The following is a 20,466-nucleotide window of genomic DNA, read 5'->3' as shown; positions in this document are numbered from 1 at the left end:
CGGGAGTCTTTACTCTCCCGCTTCTTCGGCAGGGGCTGCCCAGCTTGTGTAGCCCAGGTCCATAACCCGGGCGACTTCCTCATCGGGTATCGCCGAGAGGTCGCCCAGTTCCAGTGGATCGTAGTGGAAGGCGTACAGTCGAGACGTGAATTCGGCCACGGGCAGGGAAGCTTCACCACGAAACTCGCCATTGCCATGGGTTGAGCAGGTAATGCCCTGGCCCCAGTTCTGGCCGCTGTCGTTATTGGGGTTAAAAAAGTACACCCGCATCTCGTTATCCGGGCTCAGGGCAACGCGCAGGATATTGATGGCGTGGCGGCCCACATAGCGGGCGGCGCTGTCTGTTACAGCAATACCGGCCGGTTGGGCGTGAATGACAGGTATGTTGCCGTTGTAGAAGGGGTGATAGCTGGCGTAAAAATGCCGGATAAAGTCTTCGTAGTCCTGCACCTCACCGGTTTTCACGTCGGCCACCACGCGGAAGCCGTGGCTGACCCACCAGCCATAGAATTCCGGGTTGATCCAGCGGTGGGCGTCGTCATCGCGGTTTTCACAGCGGCGCCACATCTCGCCGTAGATGCTGTCGAGATGAGGGATGAGCACCAGCGATACCGGGTCTACATCCACCGGTGTGCCCTCCACCAGACCGGGCTCCAGATCCCTGGAAGACACCTCCTGGCCCTCGAACCGGCTGAGTACTTCGTTATCCCTCGCCGCCCAGGTAAGCACCTGGAGCAGATAATCGGCCTCGTTCAACGCCCACATGGAGAGGCCAATAGCCGACTGGCAGGTGGGGTTGTTGCCCTGACCAACGCCCAGCGGCTGGCCCAGCAGGTTGATAACCCCGGCCAGCAGGAATACCCGTGGTGGCCGGGCATCGCCGAACGCTTTTCTGAGGGCCTGATCGGTTTCCGCAGAGGGCTTGAGTTTGATTTGCCGCCACAGGGCCTGGGCCACAGAGGGTGTAAACAGGGATCCTCGCTCCAGCATCATGGTCAGGCCATATACGGCCTGGCAGGTTTCCGGGTAGATGGCCTCGTCAATCAGGGCATGGACCAGGTCGGTGTAACAGTAGAGATCGTCCAACCCGGTCATGGTCAGTCCCAGTGTGTTGGGGATGAGATCGTCCTGGCCGCTGGCGCGCAGGAACCGGAGCATCACCGCGTGGTAGGGCGAGGCAAGGCCGGTGTCGAACATGCTGCGGGCAAAGTAGGTGGCTTCGGAGGAGAGCGCCACGTCGTCCATGTCTCTCAGGCGCTGTTCGTATACGGCAAGGCCAGGATCCTCGGCGCTGGCAGGTGTGGGAGCAAAGAGGGCCTTAACCAGCCGCGTGGCATCGGCATTGCGTCCGGTTTTGATGTCGGGATCGTAAAGGCATTTGGCGATTTGCCCTATCATTTCCCGAATACTGTCGACCTGCACCGGCCCCTGGTCCAGCAATCGCCAGACTTCCGCCACCAGGCTGTCCAGTAGGCTCTCATAGCCCAAGTGGGAGATCAGGTACCGATAGAGTTCCTGAACGATGGTGCCAAGTTGCTTGGGTCTTTCCCGGTCGGCTTCGGTGAGTTGGCCAGACAGCAGGTCCAGGTTTAATGCCATCACCTGGGTGAGAAAGTGGCGTGCCTGCTCAGCAGAAATTCCGGGATGGAAGTATTTGCCACGGGTGACGGCCAGCATACGCAGTTCGCTGATCGCTTCCACAATGGTGGTAACAGCACCCGCCTCCCTCAGCGAGTGTTTGGCGAGCGCCGGTTGCAGCAGGGCTGGCCGGGCCCAGTCGCTGGTGCCAAAAATGCCGGCGGATTCGAGCGACCTTACGCGCCGGTAGATGGCGTCGAAGCCCCCCGGCAATGTCATCAGTACCCTTGTGCGCTCCAGGAGACTGAGGCTGGAGGCTTTGGGGTCCGATTTGCGGGCGCGGGCAAATTCTGCCAGCGCCATATCGAACTGCATCAATGCCGGCTTGAGCGCAGGATCTGCGTCTTGGCGCTCCATAGCGTTGGCTCCCTTGAGGTATTACCCGCCCTGGCGAAAGCGTTGAATAAAGGCTTCAGACTCCGCGATTGACTGTTCCATATTGCGAATCAGGGAATCCACATCCTGACGGATGCTCACCAGTTCGTTTTCCAGCGAACCGATCGCCTGGGCATTCAGATTATGCTTAAGGTACAGCACCTGATCCTCAAATGCCTGCAGCACCGGTTCCATCCTGTCCTCGGCGTCGTGCATCCGGCTGATCAGCTGGCCGTACTGAACGCGGGTTTCTTTCAGCTGCTGCTCACTGCTGCGGCGCAGTGATGCGCTTTCGTACAGGCTGAGCTCGTCTTCCCATTCATCGAACAGGTCCTCGGCGACTTCTTCTACCTTGTCGATCCGGTCTCTAACCTCTTCGGCACTCGCCAGGCTGTCTTCGTAGGCATCGCTGATTTCGGCATATTGTTCCTTGAGCTCGGTGTCAGGCGTGTCCACCACACTCTGGAAACGCTCAAGCGACGAACGGAAGGTTTCCTGGGCGTCGTTTTGGCTGTCTCGTGCGTCTTCCACCCTGTCTACCAGGATGTCCCTCTTTTCATACCCGAATTTTTCCATGGTTTTGTAGTAAACCGTGGAACACCCGCCAAGGAGCACCGCGCTGAGCAATAGCACCCAGACACGTTGAAGGCTGGTTTTTGTTTTCGAATAGTCGGTTGCGGGGCTGGGCATAGGGGCGTCTCCGGTTGCATACTAATCACAGAAGTGAAGCATGGCGGTGGGGCGCTGACAAGCACGTATTCGGCCTTGATTTGCTAGAGCGGAAAACGGCAAACCCTGGCAAGCGCCGGGGTTTGTCAGTTCAACCAAAGCAGGGGCCGTGGTTATTTCTTCAGCCCCATCTCCTCGATTGAAATCTCCCGCATCTTGAATTTCTGGATCTTCCCGGTGACAGTCATCGGGAATGCCGGTTACCTGCACTTCTTCAATGGCCGGGTGGGTGTTCTCACTAACCCGGAGTAGGTGGAGGCGGCCATGATGCCTGTGCGCAAGGCGTGGAAGTCGTAGGTATGGAACTCCGGTTCGACTAGTTCGGCGATGAAGATGGTCGTCAGGCCTGATCAGGTCAAAGGTGGTGGTAGTTGCCAATCCAATAGTTGGACGTTTAACTACTCGCTCTCAGTGAAATGTGCAGCAATGTTTCGACTTCTGTTGTTTTAGGTTTATTGCAGTTAATTTGTAAAAAGTTGCAAAACGTATGTGATCCCATCGACTTTTTTCGGTTGCTTGGGCGCTGGTTACTTCTATTTAATTTTTCGCTAATCTAGACTGTTTTGCTCTGAGGTCCTCCTGGAGGGCTGTATTACAGAGACGGAAGAAAGTTGATGTATTCATATGGACGTGAAAGCCATTTCCGAATATTTGCCATTTGTGCCCTGCCACTGGTCTTATTTTCCTCATTGCTGAGTGCCCAAATTGAGTCTGCACAGTGTTTGGCTGAGGCGGACTACATAAAGATGGTGAGTCTTGGTGGAGAATCCGTTTGGGAAGGCGAGGACTTCGGTTGTTTTGTCGATGTTGATGGTGTCGATGCGGAAGCCGCCCTCGTCATCGATATCAGGCAGTCTGCGGAATATAGTCGCGCCCGTATTCCCGGTAGTATCAATGTCTCTCCTTCTGAACTTCTGCATAATTCTACGCTTAAAGATCACTCTCTGGTCGTGGTAAATGAAGGGTTTTCCCGCACGACGCTAGCAAAATTGTGCGCAGCAGCTCGAAATGCTGGGTTCCTGAGTCTAAGCATTCTCAATGGAGGCGTGTCGAGTTGGTTTGCTTCGGGAAAATCGCTTATTGGCTTGCCAAGTGACCGTGATGAGGTTTTTTCAATCACTCCAAACATGTTTTTTGCTGAAGCTTTCCACGGTAGAGTTTCGGTCTTGGCCCCCCAGTCACAGGCAGAGCGCCTCGTTAAAATGATGCCCCCAAATGTTGCTGTTCGGGGTGTCGGCAAGGCTGATTCGCTCGAGAGTGCTTTAGTGTCCCTGCTTTCGAAAAACCTAGAGGGCTTCACTATACCTGTCGTACTTATCGGGTTTGATGCGCCTCCTTTCGATGTTGCCAGTAAGCACCGATCTGTATTCGTGCTCGATCAATCTGCCAACCAAATCGCCCACGCTTACCAGAAATCCCGGAACCTTGCCCATTCACGGCTGAAGGTGCCTGAACGTTACCGGTGTAGGAGATAATTGTGGGCCGACTTCAAACCGGTAGCCTGGATAGTAAAAGGGGCCTAAGTGTTGCGGTCGTTATCTTGCTCGGATGCGTGGCAGCTGTTTGGGCATTGATAGAATGGGATGATCGCTCAGGGCTTGCGCCTGCCGAGCCGACGGCAAGTGATGTGCTGGTGAGGTATGGGTTCACCCTGAAAAACACAACGAATCAATCCCTCCATAATGTTTCTTTTTCGACCTTCGCTCCTGTACCAAAAACAGCCTTCCAGACACTTCAGAGCATTGAAGCCTCGCGGCCATTCACAAAACACTCTGACGACCTGGGTAACCAGACGTTGAGTTTTGAAGTCCCTGAATTGCCGCCGTATGGCCAGCACGTCGTCACCATTAAGGCAAGATTAACCATGTGGAGTCAGCCGGGTATTCAGTTTGCCGCGCCCAGTTCGGAGTCATCAGACCCTTTGGTCGAGCAGGGTGTCGATTTTGTGGAGCGGATACTCGTTGAGCTGGAGGCTTCCGGCACGCAGTTGGAAGGGATTGAGCCTGCCCTCTCCATCCATCAATGGGTGCATCAGAACCTGCGAGACGTGGGCTATGTATCTAGGGACCGAGGGGCAAGGTACGCATTGACGGAGCGGAAAGGAGATTGTACCGAGTTCATGCACGCTGCACTTGGTCTTTTTCGCGCAAGTGGTCTCCAGGCTCTTGGTATTGCCGGGTTTAGAGTAAATGGAAGGGGTGCCGTTTTGAGTGCCGCCGATTACCACAACTGGACCATATTCAAGGGTAAGGGCAAACCAGACCATTGGCATTTGTCTGACCCTCACGGCGATGTATTTAATGCAAACGAAAGTCAGTACGTGGCATTTCGAATTCTCAAAACTGGTAGCAGTGAAATCACGAATTCCCAGCGTTTTTTTTCCTACGACCCAAGGGTTGTGGTGGAAATGAACTGAAATATCAAGCGCGGCCTTGGTGCCTGCTGAGTAGTCGGTCTCAAGGATGATCGGCATCGTTTTGAACGACCCGCAAAGGACGATCGAGTGAACGTTGTAATTCGCAAAATTTGGACGCTTCTGGCCCTGATTCTGGTTGCGATGCCCGCTGTGGCGTCGGAAGTGATCATTTCTGATAACACGACTATTGCCGCAGAAGACTTTTCACTCGACGAGTTAGATCTTGTGGTTGATGGGGCTGTTTTAACCATAAGCGGTGCACATACTTTAAATTCTCTCGAGCTCCGCAATGGAGCTGTTCTGAACCATCCCATTGAATCGATTCACGGGCTTTATCTGACTGTTTCAAGCTCTGTGATTGTCGATTCCAACTCGTTAATTAATCTAAATGGCCGAGGCAAGTCCGCACCGGAGGGACAACAACAAAGGGTCGGTGGTAGTTACGGTGGTCGAGGAGGTAACTACAGCAGTTACTCAAGCATTCCGGAATACGGTAGCTACCGTGAGCCGTTCTCACTGGGTACTGGCGGAGGTAGTACGCGGGGTGGTGGTGCGTTGCGCCTGACGGCCAACGCTTTGGTTCTGGATGGTCAGATCACCAGCAACGGCTCGACCCGCGCAAATTATGGCGCAGGTAGTGGTGGTGCGATTTGGCTGCGTGTCAACACGCTGTCCGGTTCCGGGTCGATTACGGCCAATGGGGGCAATGGCGTGAGTGGCAATTACGGCGCTGGCGGCGGCGGTGGCCGGGTGGCGGTGTACTATCAGACGATTGATGGGTTCAATCTGGACAACGTATCGGCCCTAGGAGGAAATGAAGGGTATAGCTCCAGTGGTTCTGGCGGTGCCGGTACGGTTTATTTCAATGATGAGGCGCGCCAGGTGTCCGAATTGCGGATCGCCGGTAAGGGGTTGTCGGATCCATTTACCGTGATTCGTGATGAACCGACCGGACTCAGTCTGCTCTCTATCAATAACACTCGCGCTCAGGTCGTTACTGAGGGTATCGCCACTGGGGGTGACGTATCACTGGAGAAAGGAATGCTTGTGTTGAGTGGAGCTCAAAGTTGGGCTTCGCTCTCGCTTCGTAACGGTTCGAAACTGTCGCACCCCACTGGTTCAGATGAGAAGCTGGATGTACAGGTGATTGGCACGGTGAGTGTAGACGAGACATCCGCTTTGGATGTGAGCGGCCGAGGCAAGTCCGCACCGGAGGGACAACAACAAAGGGTCGGCGGCAGTTACGGTGGTCGAGGAGGTAACTACAGCAGTTACGCAAGCATTCCGGAATACGGTAGCTACCGTGAGCCGTTCTCACTGGGTACTGGCGGAGGTAGTACGCGGGGTGGTGGTGCGTTGCGGCTGACGGCCAACGCTTTGGTTCTGGATGGTCAGATCACCAGCAACGGCTCGACCCGCGCAAATTATGGCGCAGGTAGTGGTGGTGCGATTTGGCTGCGTGTCAACACGCTGTCCGGTTCCGGGTCGATTACGGCCAATGGGGGCAATGGCGTGAGTGGCAATTACGGCGCTGGCGGCGGCGGTGGCCGGGTGGCGGTGTACTATCAGACGATTGATGGGTTCAATCTGGACAACGTATCGGCCCTAGGAGGAAATGAAGGGTATAGCTCCAGTGGTTCTGGCGGTGCCGGTACGGTTTATTTCAATGATGAGGCGCGCCAGGTGTCCGAATTGCGGATCGCCGGTAAGGGGTTGTCGGATCCATTTACCGTGATTCGTGATGAACCGACCGGACTCAGTCTGCTCTCTATCAATAACACTCGCGCTCAGGTCGTTACTGAGGGTATCGCCACTGGGGGTGACGTATCACTGGAGAAAGGAATGCTTGTGTTGAGTGGAGCTCAAAGTTGGGCTTCGCTCTCGCTTCGTAACGGTTCGAAACTGTCGCACCCCACTGGTTCAGATGAGAAGCTGGATGTACAGGTGATTGGCACGGTGAGTGTAGACGAGACATCCGCTTTGGATGTGAGCGGCCGAGGCAAGTCCGCACCGGAGGGACAACAACAAAGGGTCGGTGGTAGTTACGGTGGTCGAGGAGGTAACTACAGCAGTTACTCAAGCATTCCGGAATACGGTAGCTACCGTGAGCCGTTCTCACTGGGTACTGGCGGAGGTAGTACGCGGGGTGGTGGTGCGTTGCGCCTGACGGCCAACGCTTTGGTTCTGGATGGTCAGATCACCAGCAACGGCTCGACCCGCGCAAATTATGGCGCAGGTAGTGGTGGTGCGATTTGGCTGCGTGTCAACACGCTGTCCGGTTCCGGGTCGATTACGGCCAATGGGGGCAATGGCGTGAGTGGCAATTACGGCGCTGGCGGCGGCGGTGGCCGGGTGGCGGTGTACTATCAGACGATTGATGGGTTCAATCTGGACAACGTATCGGCCCTAGGAGGAAATGAAGGGTATAGCTCCAGTGGTTCTGGCGGTGCCGGTACGGTTTATTTCAATGATGAGGCGCGCCAGGTGTCCGAATTGCGGATCGCCGGTAAGGGGTTGTCGGATCCATTTACCGTGATTCGTGATGAACCGACCGGACTCAGTCTGCTCTCTATCAATAACACTCGCGCTCAGGTCGTTACTGAGGGTATCGCCACTGGGGGTGACGTATCACTGGAGAAAGGAATGCTTGTGTTGAGTGGAGCTCAAAGTTGGGCTTCGCTCTCGCTTCGTAACGGTTCGAAACTGTCGCACCCCACTGGTTCAGATGAGAAGCTGGATGTACAGGTGATTGGCACGGTGAGTGTAGACGAGACATCCGCTTTGGATGTGAGCGGCCGAGGCAAGTCCGCACCGGAGGGACAACAACAAAGGGTCGGCGGCAGTTACGGTGGTCGAGGAGGTAACTACAGCAGTTACGCAAGCATTCCGGAATACGGTAGCTACCGTGAGCCGTTCTCACTGGGTACTGGCGGAGGTAGTACGCGGGGTGGTGGTGCGTTGCGGCTGACGGCCAACGCTTTGGTTCTGGATGGTCAGATCACCAGCAACGGCTCGACCCGCGCAAATTATGGCGCAGGTAGTGGTGGTGCGATTTGGCTGCGTGTCAACACGCTGTCCGGTTCCGGGTCGATTACGGCCAATGGGGGCAATGGCGTGAGTGGCAATTACGGCGCTGGCGGCGGCGGTGGCCGGGTGGCGGTGTACTACCAGACGATTGATGGTTTCAATCTGAACAGCGTTTCAGCGCTAGGGGGCAATGCCGGGTACAACAGTGGTGCAGGCAGCGACGGCTCGGTGCACATCATGGCCAGAGAAAACCCGGTCCTCAAGAATGTATCCGTCAGAAAAGTCAGCATAAACCAAATACTGAGTGACCAAGTATCCGGTTTCAGTATCTGGTTTAACAGCGAGATTGCGCCATCAACCTTGACGGCATCTGATATCCAAATTTCTGGAGCGTCTCCAGCTGCTGTAACGAGTATCTCTCGAATAAATTCGCTGACTTACCAGGTTTCGCTTGAGCAACCGCTGGTGGACGGAAGTTATCAGCTGAAGATCGGTCCGGACATTCTCTCCCCATCTGGTGATGGGATGGACCAGAACTGGAACGGAATTACCGGTGAAGCAGAGGATGTCTTCCTCTTCGAATTCAGTGTTGACTCCACACCACCGGAGCCCGTGGTGGTGACATCGCATGATGTTACCCAGCTACAGGAAATCAATGTTCGTTCAATCACACTAACAGGCACTCGGGCCGATAACGTTTCCATCTCGCTCAATGGCGTCCAAAAAGTCGATTCGGGATCTGGGGATTGGAGGATAGAAAGCTATCCCCTCGAGCCAGGGATGAACGAACTCGAACTCGTAGCGCGTGATGACGCTGGCAATACCTCTGACCCGGTCGTTCTCAGTGTGGATGTCGACGATTTCGAACCCTATATCTATCAGCAGGACCCTGGTGGGTTCCTGGGGTACGTACCGGATTCCGTTAAATTAATCGTCAAGGAACCGGGAAGCGCCGAACTGGATCTGGAAAACAGTTCAGTCGTGATCAAGTTGGCAGGCTCGGAAGTTCCTGGCTCATTGAGTTTCGAGGAAGCAACCTACACTTATGTCTTCACCCCAAGTTCGCCATTTGTTGAAGGCAGCTACTTGATCGAAACCCACTTCGCGGACACTCGTGGAAATAGCTCCGATCAGGAAAGCAGTTTTACCGTCGATCTTACCGAACCCGAACCTCCTGTAATATCGCCGTCCAGCGATACAACAACCATCAATAAGTACACTGTTGTGGTCCAAAGGGAGATGGGCTCAAAGCTCTTGCTGGAAGAGCAGATTCTCGATTCTAGCACCTATGTCACTGAGTCTTCCCATCAGCTCTCTCTATCGGAGGGCGAAAATACCTTTACCTTCCGGTCCAGGGATCGCGCCGGTAATACAAGTGAACCCGCTGTCGTGAAAATCTATTACGACAACGTTACTCCAGGGCCAGTCGCATTCAACGTCGACCCCGAAGGTGACGGTACATCAGTCAAACTGGATTGGTCTGGTTATGATGAGTTCGCCAACGGTAACGATATCGCCCAATATTGGGTTTTTGTCCAACCTCAGCCGTTTTCCTCAACTATTGGATTGGAGCCTTATGCCAGCGTGCCGGGTGGGCAGAACGGCGTTGAACTGCAAAATTTGCAGCGCAATACCGAGGTGCATTTGGCTGTCGTGGCAAGGGACCATGTCGGCCTGGTCACACAAGAAGTTAACAGCGTCTCGGCAACTCCGGTGGACCGCGTTGCGCCTCCAAATGTAGAGGGCTTCAGTGTTGCTACGTCAGCTAATGAGTTGGCGCTTAGCTGGCTCCCCTTGATTGATGAGAGCCAGGATCTTGCGGGGTACCGCATCTACGTGAACAAGGCCGGCACTGTCCAATCTACTGACGTAGCAATCGATGCTGTGACGCTGGTTGATGGCCGTGTTCGCTTTAACGTATCGGGTCTTGAGTCGGCCACCTCTTACCCTGTTCGTGTGACAGCATACGACCACGCCAGCAATGAGTCCCCTGGAGTTAGTAATCCGGGAGTCACGTTACTTGCGAACCCCGCCAACCTCGTTGCCGAGCCGTTCAGTGGCAAAATCGAGCTTGAGTGGAGTGGCGTCCAGCCAAGCAACCTGATCAAAAACTACCGCATTTACTTGAGCACGACGAATTACAGCTCTGTCGCTGGCCTCGAAGCCGCGAATGTGGTGGCTTCAAACACACTGAAAACCGCCATTGCCGGTCTTCAAAATGGCACTACCTATTACGTAGCGGTCACGACCGTGAACCTATCGGGTGGTGAAGAAAAACAAGTTGTAACGCAAGAGGTTACGCCCAAAGAGGACACTGAGGGGCCAAGCATTAAGCGGATCACTCACTTTGATGGCAAAACCGAAGCTGACTTGGTTGATGGCAGTACTATCACTCGCAATGGCGTGATCCGGATTTATGCTGACGATCCCGCAGGATTGAGCCGTGCAGAGCTCGTGGCGGGAGCCAGCATTGTTGGGGTAGATTACACCGCAGCCCCTGCCTATGAGCTCCCCTGGAATCTCGTTGAGGTCGAAGACGGTGACTATGTGCTTGTGGCAACCGTTTACGACACCCTGAACAACCACTCCGAACTGGCTGTTTCGGTGAACGTTGCACTGGAACCTCCTGCGGCACCTGAAATTGTGAGCCCAGAAACCGGTTACGCGACCAATAAGGATGTAGTGAGATTTGATGGTCGTGCAGAGCCTGGCTCAAAGATTCGGGTCCTGCAAAACGGTGCTGAATTGGGCACGCAGATTTACAGTGGTTCGGAGGGCCGCTTCTCCGACCAACTAGAGCTGATCGAGGGCGAGAACGTAATTGTTGCGGAGGCGGCCTACACCAATCGAGGCATCTACGGCAACGCCAGCGACCCAGTCACCATCACCCTCGACAGCTCCCTGCCGGACGCCCCGCAGGGCGTCACCGCCCAGAGCAAACCCCTAGGCCAGATTGCCCTGTCCTGGTCCGCTGTTGAAAACGCTGCCGGTTACCACGTCTATCGGTCCTCCAGCGAGTTCACGGATCCGGCCATGGCCGAGCGCATCACCACGCAGATGCTTCAGAAGACCACCTTCCAGGATCTGCCGGTGGACGACGGCGAGTACTACTACCGAGTGGTGAGCCTGAACGATCTGGGAACCGAGAGCGAGCCGTCGGCTACTGCCAGCGCAGCATCCGACAGTACAGCGCCTCATGCAGTTGAAATCCGCATGACCCCGCAGGGCAGTTATGACGAAGGCACCGGCCGCGTTGCCCCGGGGCAGGTGGACTTGGAAGTGGTCTTTAGTGAACCGCTGAAAACCACTCCGTACCTGGCGTTCACTGTGAGCGGCGGCCTGCCCATGGTGGCCACCCTGAACCGGGATTACTCGGATGACACCCTGTACACCGGCCACTTCCGGATTGAGCCCACCAACAAGTCTGGTACTGCCATTGCCGTACTCTCTGCACACGATGACGTGGGCAATCGCGGCACCGAGGTCATGGAAGGCAAAAACTTCGTGGTCGATACCCAGGGCCCGGCAGTTGCCAAACTGCAGATTAACCCGGGTTCCCCGATCGAGAACGAAGCCGATGCCTCTGGCCTCGGCCAGGAAGTGGAAGTGGTTGTCACCCTTGCGGACGATGTGATGCCGGGTGACATGCCCAAGCTGGTGCCGGTTGTGATCGGCGAGCAGGGCGAGGAAGTGATTACTGACTACAGCAACGGCATCAACCTGACCAAAGACGGCGCGTCTCTGCCGGGTGCACCGATCTACTCCGGTCGCTTCCGCCTGCCGCTGTCTGCCGGCCAGAACAGCACTGGTGAGCCCACCGCCGAAATCCTGGCTTTCCAATACAGCGCCCGGGACGACCTCGGTAACGAGAGCACCAAGCTCCCTGCCGATGCAGAGTTCCAGGTCTACCAGGGCCAATTGCCACCGCTGGCAACACCCACCGGCCTCACTGCCCGTGCCCTGCCGGGTGGCCAGGTGGAGCTGATCTGGAGTGACGTTGAAAACGCTTCCGGCTACAAACTGTTCCGACAGGCGCCGGGTGAAACGGAACTGACCGAACTTGCCGAGCTCAGCTACCCGGACACCATGCAGTACGTGGATGGTTCCTCCGTCGCGCTGACCGATGGCATCTACCAGTACGCCATCGTCAGCCTGCGCTCCCAGAACGGCGAAGTCGCTGAAAGTGCGCCCAGCCAACCGGTTTCTGTGACTGCCGACGGCACCGCGCCGGATGCGCCGGAAAACCTCAGCCTGGAACTGAACGGCACCGGTATTGTTGCCCGTTGGCAGCCGCCCGCGAGTGAAGCCCAGGATGGCCTGCTGAAGTACAACCTGTACCGCGTGGATCTGCCGGAAGGCTCTGCGCCAACCACCATGGCAGGGTATACGCCACTACAGAACGGCATTCCGGACATCATTGCCCTGGATTCCCGCCCGTCGGCCACCGAGCACCTCTACCTGGTGACCGCGGTCGACACAGCGGGTAACGAATCCGCCCCGTCCAACGCAGAATACCTGAACGTCGACCTGCTGCCGGTCAGTGACCTGAGCATTGCTCTGGCTGACCAGGGCCGCCCGGCGCTGCAGTGGAATCACTCCAAATCATCGGCGGTCGGCTTTGACGTCTACCGGATGGATGGCTCCAACGCCGTCAAGTTGAACGACAGCCGCCTGAGTGCCCGCAGCTTCGAGGATCTCGACTACAACGGTGGCAACCTGACCAGCGGTGCCCCGGCAGACCGGCTCTATCGTGTGGTGGCGGTTGACGACAACGACGTCAGCAGCGTGAATCACGACTTGCTAATGCCGGCGTTGAGCGTCTCCCTGCTGGCTGACGATTCCGGCACCGCACTGGATCGTGGCGTGATGAACCGCGTCGTGTTCCGTGTTGCCAACGCCGGTGCCAGCACCGTGGTTCAGGCCCGCCTGAAAGCCACGCTGATGGACAACGGCACGCCTCGCGAGCACTGGTCCGAGCGCTTCACCGTTGAGCCCGGAAGCTTTACCGACGTGCCAGTGGTGATTGGTGGCTACGATAAGCTGCCCACACTCACCGACATCGACACCCAGATTGTCGTGCAGCCCAAGCCGGGCCAGTCCGTCACCATCGAACAGCGTGAATCCGTGCAGATCGGCCAGTCCGGCCTGGTCGCCACGGTTCAGGCCGAAGAGTTCGTGCGAGGGGCAACCGGCAAGGTGCGCCTGAAACTGGAAAACCTGTCCGACGTTGAAACCGAGCTGCTGTTAGCCACCAACAATGGCAAGGCCGATTCCAGTGAGGTTCGGTTGATCCTGAAAGATGGCGACGGCAACGTACTCAGCCAGCAGGCCGTGCGCCAGGCAGCCGGCAACGTGATCACCGTTAGCAACGGCGACACCGTCGCGCGAATTCCGGCCAACGACACCTACACCTCAGGTGTGTTGGAGATTGATGTCCCGTCCTCGGCCCCTGATAACGTCACGGTTCATCTGGAAATCGACAAATTCCGGTACCACACGGGCCGTGACACCTTCGTGGCCATCGAAGGCACTCGCGCCAGCAGCCCGGTCAGCCTGAAGGAAACGCCGTACTACGGTGCCCTGGGCAATATCAGCCCGGCCACCGCCTTCGTGGGCGATACCTTGGAGATCGCTGGTCAGGCCATCGATCGCCAGAGCGACGCACCGTTGGCCAACGTACCGCTGACGCTGGTGCTCACTACCCGTGGCTTCGAGCGCACCTTCCCGGTGTACACCAACAGCAATGGCGACTTCGTGTACAAGTTCACCCCGGGCGCATCGGAATCCGGTGAATACTCCGTGGCCGTGTTGCACCCGAGCATGGTGGAGCGGCCGCAAGACGGGACCTTCGTGGTGGAGGGCGCAGGTGTGTCGCCGGCCAAGGCCCGTCTGACCATTCCGCGCAACTACGAGTACGACCTGGATATCAAAGTACGTTCCGGCTACGCCACGCAGTTGAGCAACGTGCGCCTGGCCTATGCGCCGTCCACCGACAGCGAAGGCAATGCCTTGCCCGTACCGGAGGGTATGAGCTTTGATCTGGGTGCCACCAAGACCATCGGTGAAAACCAGACCGCCTACTTCAAACTGAAGTTTTCCGGCGATGCCTCCGCGGCCGAAAGCGGCACCCTGCGGTTCAATGTACTCGCGGATAACCGTTCAGAACCACTGGGCACCGTGGCGGTGGAGTATTTCCTGACCGAAGCCCAGCCGATCCTGCTGGCACAGCCATCCCTCGTGGATACCGGCGTTGGCCTGGGGCAGTCCCAGCAGGAAAGCATCACCGTTAAGAACACCGGCCTGGACAGCGCACGCAACCTGTCCATCAGCCTGGTGAACGAAACCGGTGGCGCCGCGCCTTCGTGGTTCCGCCTGCTGACGCCGGCCAACCTGTCCTCTCTGGCCGTGGGCGAGCAGACCGACATTCAGGTCGCCGCCGCGCCGGATGCCTCGGTGCCGGTGGGCGACTACCTGTTCAAGGTACGCATCACCGCGGACAACCTGGAACCCATGGAAGTGCCGGTGCTGGTAGCCGCCACCGATTCAACCACTGGCGACGTATTCTTCCACACCGTGGACATCTACACCGCCACCCTGGATGAAAACATGGAGCCGATTCCGGGCCTGGGTAACGTGAAGATCAAACTGCAGAATACCCAGGTGCTGTCGGAAGTGTACGAACTGACCACCGACGCAGACGGCTTTGGCGAGCTGACCGATATCCCGGTCGGCCGCTACAGCTTCCGCGCCTCGGCGTTTGATCACGAATCCGTGTCCGGCCACCTGTGGGTGAAGGCAGGGGTAACCACCCAGGAACAGGTCTTCCTGATGAACCAACTGATCAATGTGGAGTTCTCGGTCACCGAGATCACCCTGGAAGACCGCTACGACATCATGCTGGAAGCCACTTACGAAACCAACGTACCGGCACCGGTGGTGCTGTTCGAACCCATGTCGGTGAACCTGCCCATGCTCAAGAAGGGTGAGGTTTTCCAGGGTGAATTCACCCTGACCAACCACGGACTGATCGAAGCCTATGACGTTCAAACCACGCTGCCCACAGGGGACGAATACGCACGCTTCGATTACCTGACGGATATTCCGGATGTTCTGTCCCCGGGGCAGGTGGTGCGCGTGCCCTACCGGATTGTGGCCCTGCAGGACTTTGAGCCCAGTGGCGATGGCACGGCAACGGGCGGCGGCTGTTTGCGGCGCAGTTACCGGGCGATCTGCAACTACTCTGCTGAGTGCGCCATTGGCTCCATCATCGAAAACGCGGCCACCATGATCTGGAACGCCATCAGTGGCGACTCCTGTGACGGCGGTGGCAGTGGTGGCGGCGGCCTGGGTGGCGGTTTCTATGGTGGTGGCTATTACGGTGGCAGTGGCGGTGGCACCAACTACTCGCCTGCGCCCAGCTCCATTGCGGTGGATGAGCAGTTCTGTCCGGAAGAGTGTGAAACCTGCTGCGGCGGGGGAAGTGGTGGCTCAGGTAGCGGATTTGGAGGCTCGGGTGGCGGGTTTGGCCCTTCGCCGGGATTGGGAACAGCAACTGGCGTTCCGCAGGGGGGCTTCTGATGAAATCGCCAACAACCAGACTATTTTCAAGGACCCGTTCAAGGATGACTGAAGTAATGTCCATCAAGAACTCGCTCAGGTTTGCGTTCCTGTTTCTCCTCAGTGCCGTCGTGCAGGCCATGCCCGGCATCGAAACGATTCAGCAGTCGCCGGCCAGCAAACGCATCGGGCTGGACGCGCACTACGTTGACCTGCGCATCGCCAGCTTTGGCGATGACCTGGCGATTTCCCGCGAGTGGATCGACGGCAAATGGACATGGAACAAGCAGTGGCAGTCCGTCATCAGTCGCCCGCCAGCCACCGGAACCGGTGAGGATGGCCCATGGTACGTCCTGCATGGTGAGGTGGAGCGCTTCAAAGCCGTGTTTGACCAGCAGGTCGGCTCCAGCGCTGAGGGTCAGACACTGATATCCGGTAATGAAGCCCTCGGCGAGCGCGTCGAGCTAAGTGAAAGCGCCATTGTCTGGCGCGATGCCGCTGGCAACTGGGTTCGCTATGTACCGGAAACCCCTGCCCAAACCGGCGTTAACGGAGGCGCCGCCGTCCGGGGCCACATCGACGCCTACGGCAACGCCCTTTATCAGAACACCATTATTCGTGATGCTCAGAACCGCCCGAGCCAGATTCAGGACCATTTCGGCAACCTGCTACTGACCATCACCTACGACGGCACCAGTAATCGCCCTGCCACAGTAACGGATTACACTGGCCGTTCGGTGACCTACACCTACAACACGGACAGCCAGCTCGTTACCGTGAATGATGTTCGCGGGCAGGATTGGCAGTACACCTACACTGCCAAGGGCAAACTCAAAACCATCGCAGACCCCAACGGCAACGTCACCCAGTACGCTTATGACCAGAACAGCGTGACGGAAACCACCGCAGACCAACTGCAAACCGTATACCAGTACCAGTATGACAAGGCGAAAGACCAGTTCCGTCGCACCATCACGGGGCCGGATGGCTCTGTACGCGAGGCCCTGTACGACAATTCTCCGAACCCGGGCACAGACAGCCTGCGTTATCAGCAAACCATCAACGGCGAGCTGACCTCAAAAAGGTTGGGCACCGAGCTTGACTACCGCACCATCAACGCCGCCGGTGACGAAATCCGTTATGAGAAAAACGCCCTCGGCAAACTGGAAACAGTCACTCACCCAGACGGCACCACCGAAACCTGGGAATACTCCGCCGATGGCAGGTTCAACACGGCTTACGTTGACCAGCTAGGTGCGCGCACCGAATGGGATTACGACAGCAAAGGCCGGGTGACTGAAATCCGCCAGGCCGTCGGCACGCCCGAGCAACAGACCGTTCGCTACAGCTACCCGGACTTGCTCACTCGCATTACTACCTGGGTGGGCGATGCCAACACTGGCGATGCGTTCACCACCGAGCGGTTCGACCAGTACGGCAACGTCAGTTCCTTTACCGATGCCGAAAATAACACCGCCGCCTACACCCACAATGTGCTGGGGCAGGTGCTTACCGAAACCACAGCCAAGGGCGTATTGGAAAGTTACACCTACGACGCCGCCGGCAACCTGACCGAGCAAGTGGATGGCATCGGGCGCATCACCAAGCACGCCTACGACGCAGCCGGTAACAAGAAAACCACCACCTGGCCGAACCTGGCGGTCACCACCTTCAGCTACAACGCGCTGAATGAGCAGGTGGCGGTCACCAACGCCAAGAATGAAACCGTGGCCACGGAATACGACCGGGAGACTCGCACCTTTGTGTTCAAAGATGCGAAAAACGCCACCACCGAAGTGACTATGAACGCGAAGGGTCTGCCGAAGCAGATCACCGATCCGAATGGCAACACTACCGTCCAGAACTACCAGGCGGGGCGCCTGGCCTCTACTCAGTACCCCACATTCGAGCAAACGTTCGAATACACTTCCGGCTCCCGCCTGAAAAGCATCACCGACCAGTACGACGGCAAGCAGTCCAAAACGCAGCTGACTGTGGACCCGTTAGGCCAGATCACCCAGCAGACCGACGCCAACAGCAACACCGAGCAGCGCACCTATGACGGGCTTGGACGCCTGACCGAGATCACCGACGCCATTGGCGGCATTACCCGGCTGGCCTACGACAGCCATGGCAACCTGATTAAAGTGACCGACCCGGAAGGCCGGGAGACCCGTTTTGAATACAACGGCAACAATCAAGTGCTGGCAGAAGAACGCAGCCGGGAGCCTGGACACGTCTCCCGCCGAACCTATAGCTACGACGCCAACGGCAATCTGAAAACCGAAATCACGCCCAACGGTGAGAAGGTGGTCTACAGCTACAACGATGCCGACGAACTGACCGGCATCGAGTTCTTCGACACCGTCAACGACTCCGTGCCCGCCAAATTGGTCAACCTCGGTTACAACGATCTGGGCCAGCTTACGTCCTATGACGACGGGGAAACCAGCGGCAGCTACACCTACGATGAGGTAGGTCAGCTAAAAACCGCCAGTACCGACTTTGGCCCGTTCACCAAAAACATCAGCTACACCTACGACGCCGCCGGTAACATCGCCACCTACACCAACCCGGAAGGCATCACCTACGCCTACACCTACGATGCGAACGGACAGGTCAAGAGCGTCGAGATTCCCGGGGTGGGGCTTGTGAGCTTCAGCAATTACGAATGGACCCAGCCCACGCAGATCAATCTGCCCGGCGGCAGCGTGATCCAGCGCCAGTATGACGGCCTGCAGCGTATGGAATCCAACACCCTGCTGGACCCTGCCCAGAGCGCCTTGATGAGCGTGCTCTACGGGTACGATCCGGTGGGCAATATTCTGAGTCAGACAGGCGAGGACGGCGACACACTCTATGGCTACGATGACCTCTATCGTCTGACCAGCGCCGATTACCCCGTCGCCAACGATGAAAGCTTTGACTACGACGGTGTAGGTAACCGCACCAGCCACAACGGCGACACCAGTTGGCAGTACAACAGCGCCAACCAGCTCACCGGGCAAAGCGACACCACCTACCAGTACAACGCTAACGGCCACATGACCCAGAAGACTGTGTCTGGGGAAACCACTTACTACTTTTACAACAACCAGGAGCGACTGGTTCGCGTGGAAGACACCAATAATCAGGTCATCGCCCGTTACGGCTACAACCCCTTCGGCCACCGACTATGGAAAGAGGTGGGCGGTGTCAAAACCTACTTCTTCTATAACCAATCAGGCCTTGTCGGTGAGTACTCAAGCACCGGCGAGCTGATCAAGGAATACCAGTACACCGCCAACTCCACCTGGATGACCAATCCTCTGTTCCAACGGGATGGCGGACAGGTGTATTTTTATCAGAACAGCCATTTGGGTACGCCCCAGCGCATGCTGGCTACCTCTGGTGAGGTGGTATGGGCTGTGACTTACACCGCGTTCGGGGATGCAAAACCGTCTATCATAGCGGTCAAAAATAATCTGAGGTTGCCGGGGCAGTATTTTGATCAGGAGACGGGGTTGCATCACAATTATTTTAGGGATTATGACCCTGAGTTAGGTCGCTATATTCAATCTGATCCCTTGGGTCTTACCTCAGATATTAATTACTATACTTACTCTCGATCTAATCCTCTTCGGTTTTTTGATCCGCTCGGATTGTTGTCTAATGAAAAGTGCGAGCATTTCCTTGTTGATCAGCATAAGTCCAGGTTCAGGCGAGAAAAAAGGGAGATACTCTCCCAGTATACTAAGTATGAGATATTTATGGCGGGTCCTTCTATGGGGCTTGACATAGAGGATCCTTGGAACAAACCAAAACTGAAAATAGGTTTTGGAGTTTCATTTGAGGTTTGGAAAGTAAAATACACAAACCTTCATATATTTGTTTATGAAGTTTTTGAGCGTTTATACGATTATAAGGCTTACTGTGAGGCAGAAAAGCAACTGGAATGTGGGAAGGTAGAAAAGATATATTGGTCTTATGATTATACGGAAAATTATGAGACCGAAGAGTTGGTAGATAACTACTACGATTCGATCAGGGTTCCGATCTACAAGCTTGGGGAGTTTTGATTGTGCGAGCTTTGTTTTTTTTAGTGCTTATTTTAAATGTTGGTTTTTCGTTTGCTTCTGAGTGTGAGGAAGATAGTGTGTTTTCCCGAAAGGAAAGTGAAATTGACTCTATGCTACGGGGCGGAATCAGTGAAGAGGAAGCTGAATTCTTTCAAGCGGAGTGGGAAAAGTATTTGCATATTAGATGCAAATCCATAGCCTTTAGATCATATAGGATTAAAGTGGCAGATAGCCTTTTTCAAGCCTCAGATAATGGTTTGATAGACGAAAAAGAAGAGATTTTTTATTTTGCTTTAGAGCAAATTAAATATAGAGACTCATCGTATAAGAATTTACTTTTTCTGTTGGCCAGATTTGAGAGCGAAGAAGTGATAAATGTTTTCAGAAAAGAGATTGGAGAAGATCGATTTTTCAGGTTTGCCGCCACCGCGGCTGCAACAAGCTGTAATGAAAAGCTTATCAAGAATATCGACCATTATGTGAAATCGCTGCCTATTGAAAAGCAGAAGTTTTACCTTGGTGTTAGGGAGAGATTCTCACAGTTTGACATTGACAGCGGATACTGTGATTGACGTAAAAAGATGAATTTTCCGTTGTTAATCTGAAAAAGCTTGAGCTTGTTCGCGAACGAATTGCTCGTTCTTGTTAAAGGCGAAACAAGCTCCG

Annotated in this window: 7 protein-coding genes; 5 read left to right on the top strand and 2 right to left on the bottom strand. The window is 55.9% G+C overall.

Features of this window, described 5'->3' with window-relative positions; all coding sequences use genetic code 11:
* Nucleotides 1-9: 9 nt before the first annotated feature.
* Nucleotides 10-1,995 (bottom strand): hypothetical protein, encoded by a 1,986-nt coding sequence (locus CFB02_RS09145; RefSeq protein WP_088557755.1) that lies wholly within the window; start codon nucleotides 1,993-1,995, stop codon nucleotides 10-12.
* A gap of 21 nt (nucleotides 1,996-2,016) precedes the next feature.
* A complete protein-coding gene (locus CFB02_RS09140; protein ID WP_088557754.1) occupies nucleotides 2,017-2,703 on the bottom strand; it encodes a DUF2959 domain-containing protein in 687 nt (228 codons plus the stop codon).
* Nucleotides 2,704-3,356: 653 nt separating this feature from the next.
* Here CFB02_RS09140 and CFB02_RS09135 point away from each other — a divergent pair.
* From CFB02_RS09135 to CFB02_RS09115, 5 genes are all read left to right on the top strand, one after another.
* A complete protein-coding gene (locus CFB02_RS09135; protein ID WP_088557753.1) occupies nucleotides 3,357-4,217 on the top strand; it encodes a rhodanese-like domain-containing protein in 861 nt (286 codons plus the stop codon).
* Between the two features lie 2 nt (nucleotides 4,218-4,219).
* A complete protein-coding gene (locus CFB02_RS09130) occupies nucleotides 4,220-5,158 on the top strand; it encodes a transglutaminase-like domain-containing protein (protein ID WP_088557752.1) in 939 nt (312 codons plus the stop codon).
* 87 nt (nucleotides 5,159-5,245) lie between these two features.
* A complete protein-coding gene (locus CFB02_RS09125) occupies nucleotides 5,246-15,763 on the top strand; it encodes a fibronectin type III domain-containing protein (RefSeq protein WP_088557751.1) in 10,518 nt (3,505 codons plus the stop codon).
* A gap of 44 nt (nucleotides 15,764-15,807) precedes the next feature.
* Nucleotides 15,808-19,800, top strand: a complete 3,993-nt coding sequence (locus tag CFB02_RS09120; protein ID WP_172835816.1) for an RHS repeat-associated core domain-containing protein — start codon at nucleotides 15,808-15,810, stop codon at nucleotides 19,798-19,800.
* Between the two features lie 2 nt (nucleotides 19,801-19,802).
* Nucleotides 19,803-20,372, top strand: a complete 570-nt coding sequence (locus CFB02_RS09115) for a hypothetical protein (protein ID WP_157677803.1) — start codon at nucleotides 19,803-19,805, stop codon at nucleotides 20,370-20,372.
* Nucleotides 20,373-20,466: the final 94 nt, after the last annotated feature.

The sequence above is a fragment of the Marinobacter sp. es.042 genome, from assembly GCF_900188315.1.
In the GTDB taxonomy this organism is placed as follows: Bacteria; Pseudomonadota; Gammaproteobacteria; order Pseudomonadales; family Oleiphilaceae; genus Marinobacter.
This window is presented reverse-complemented; position numbering and strand designations above follow the sequence as displayed.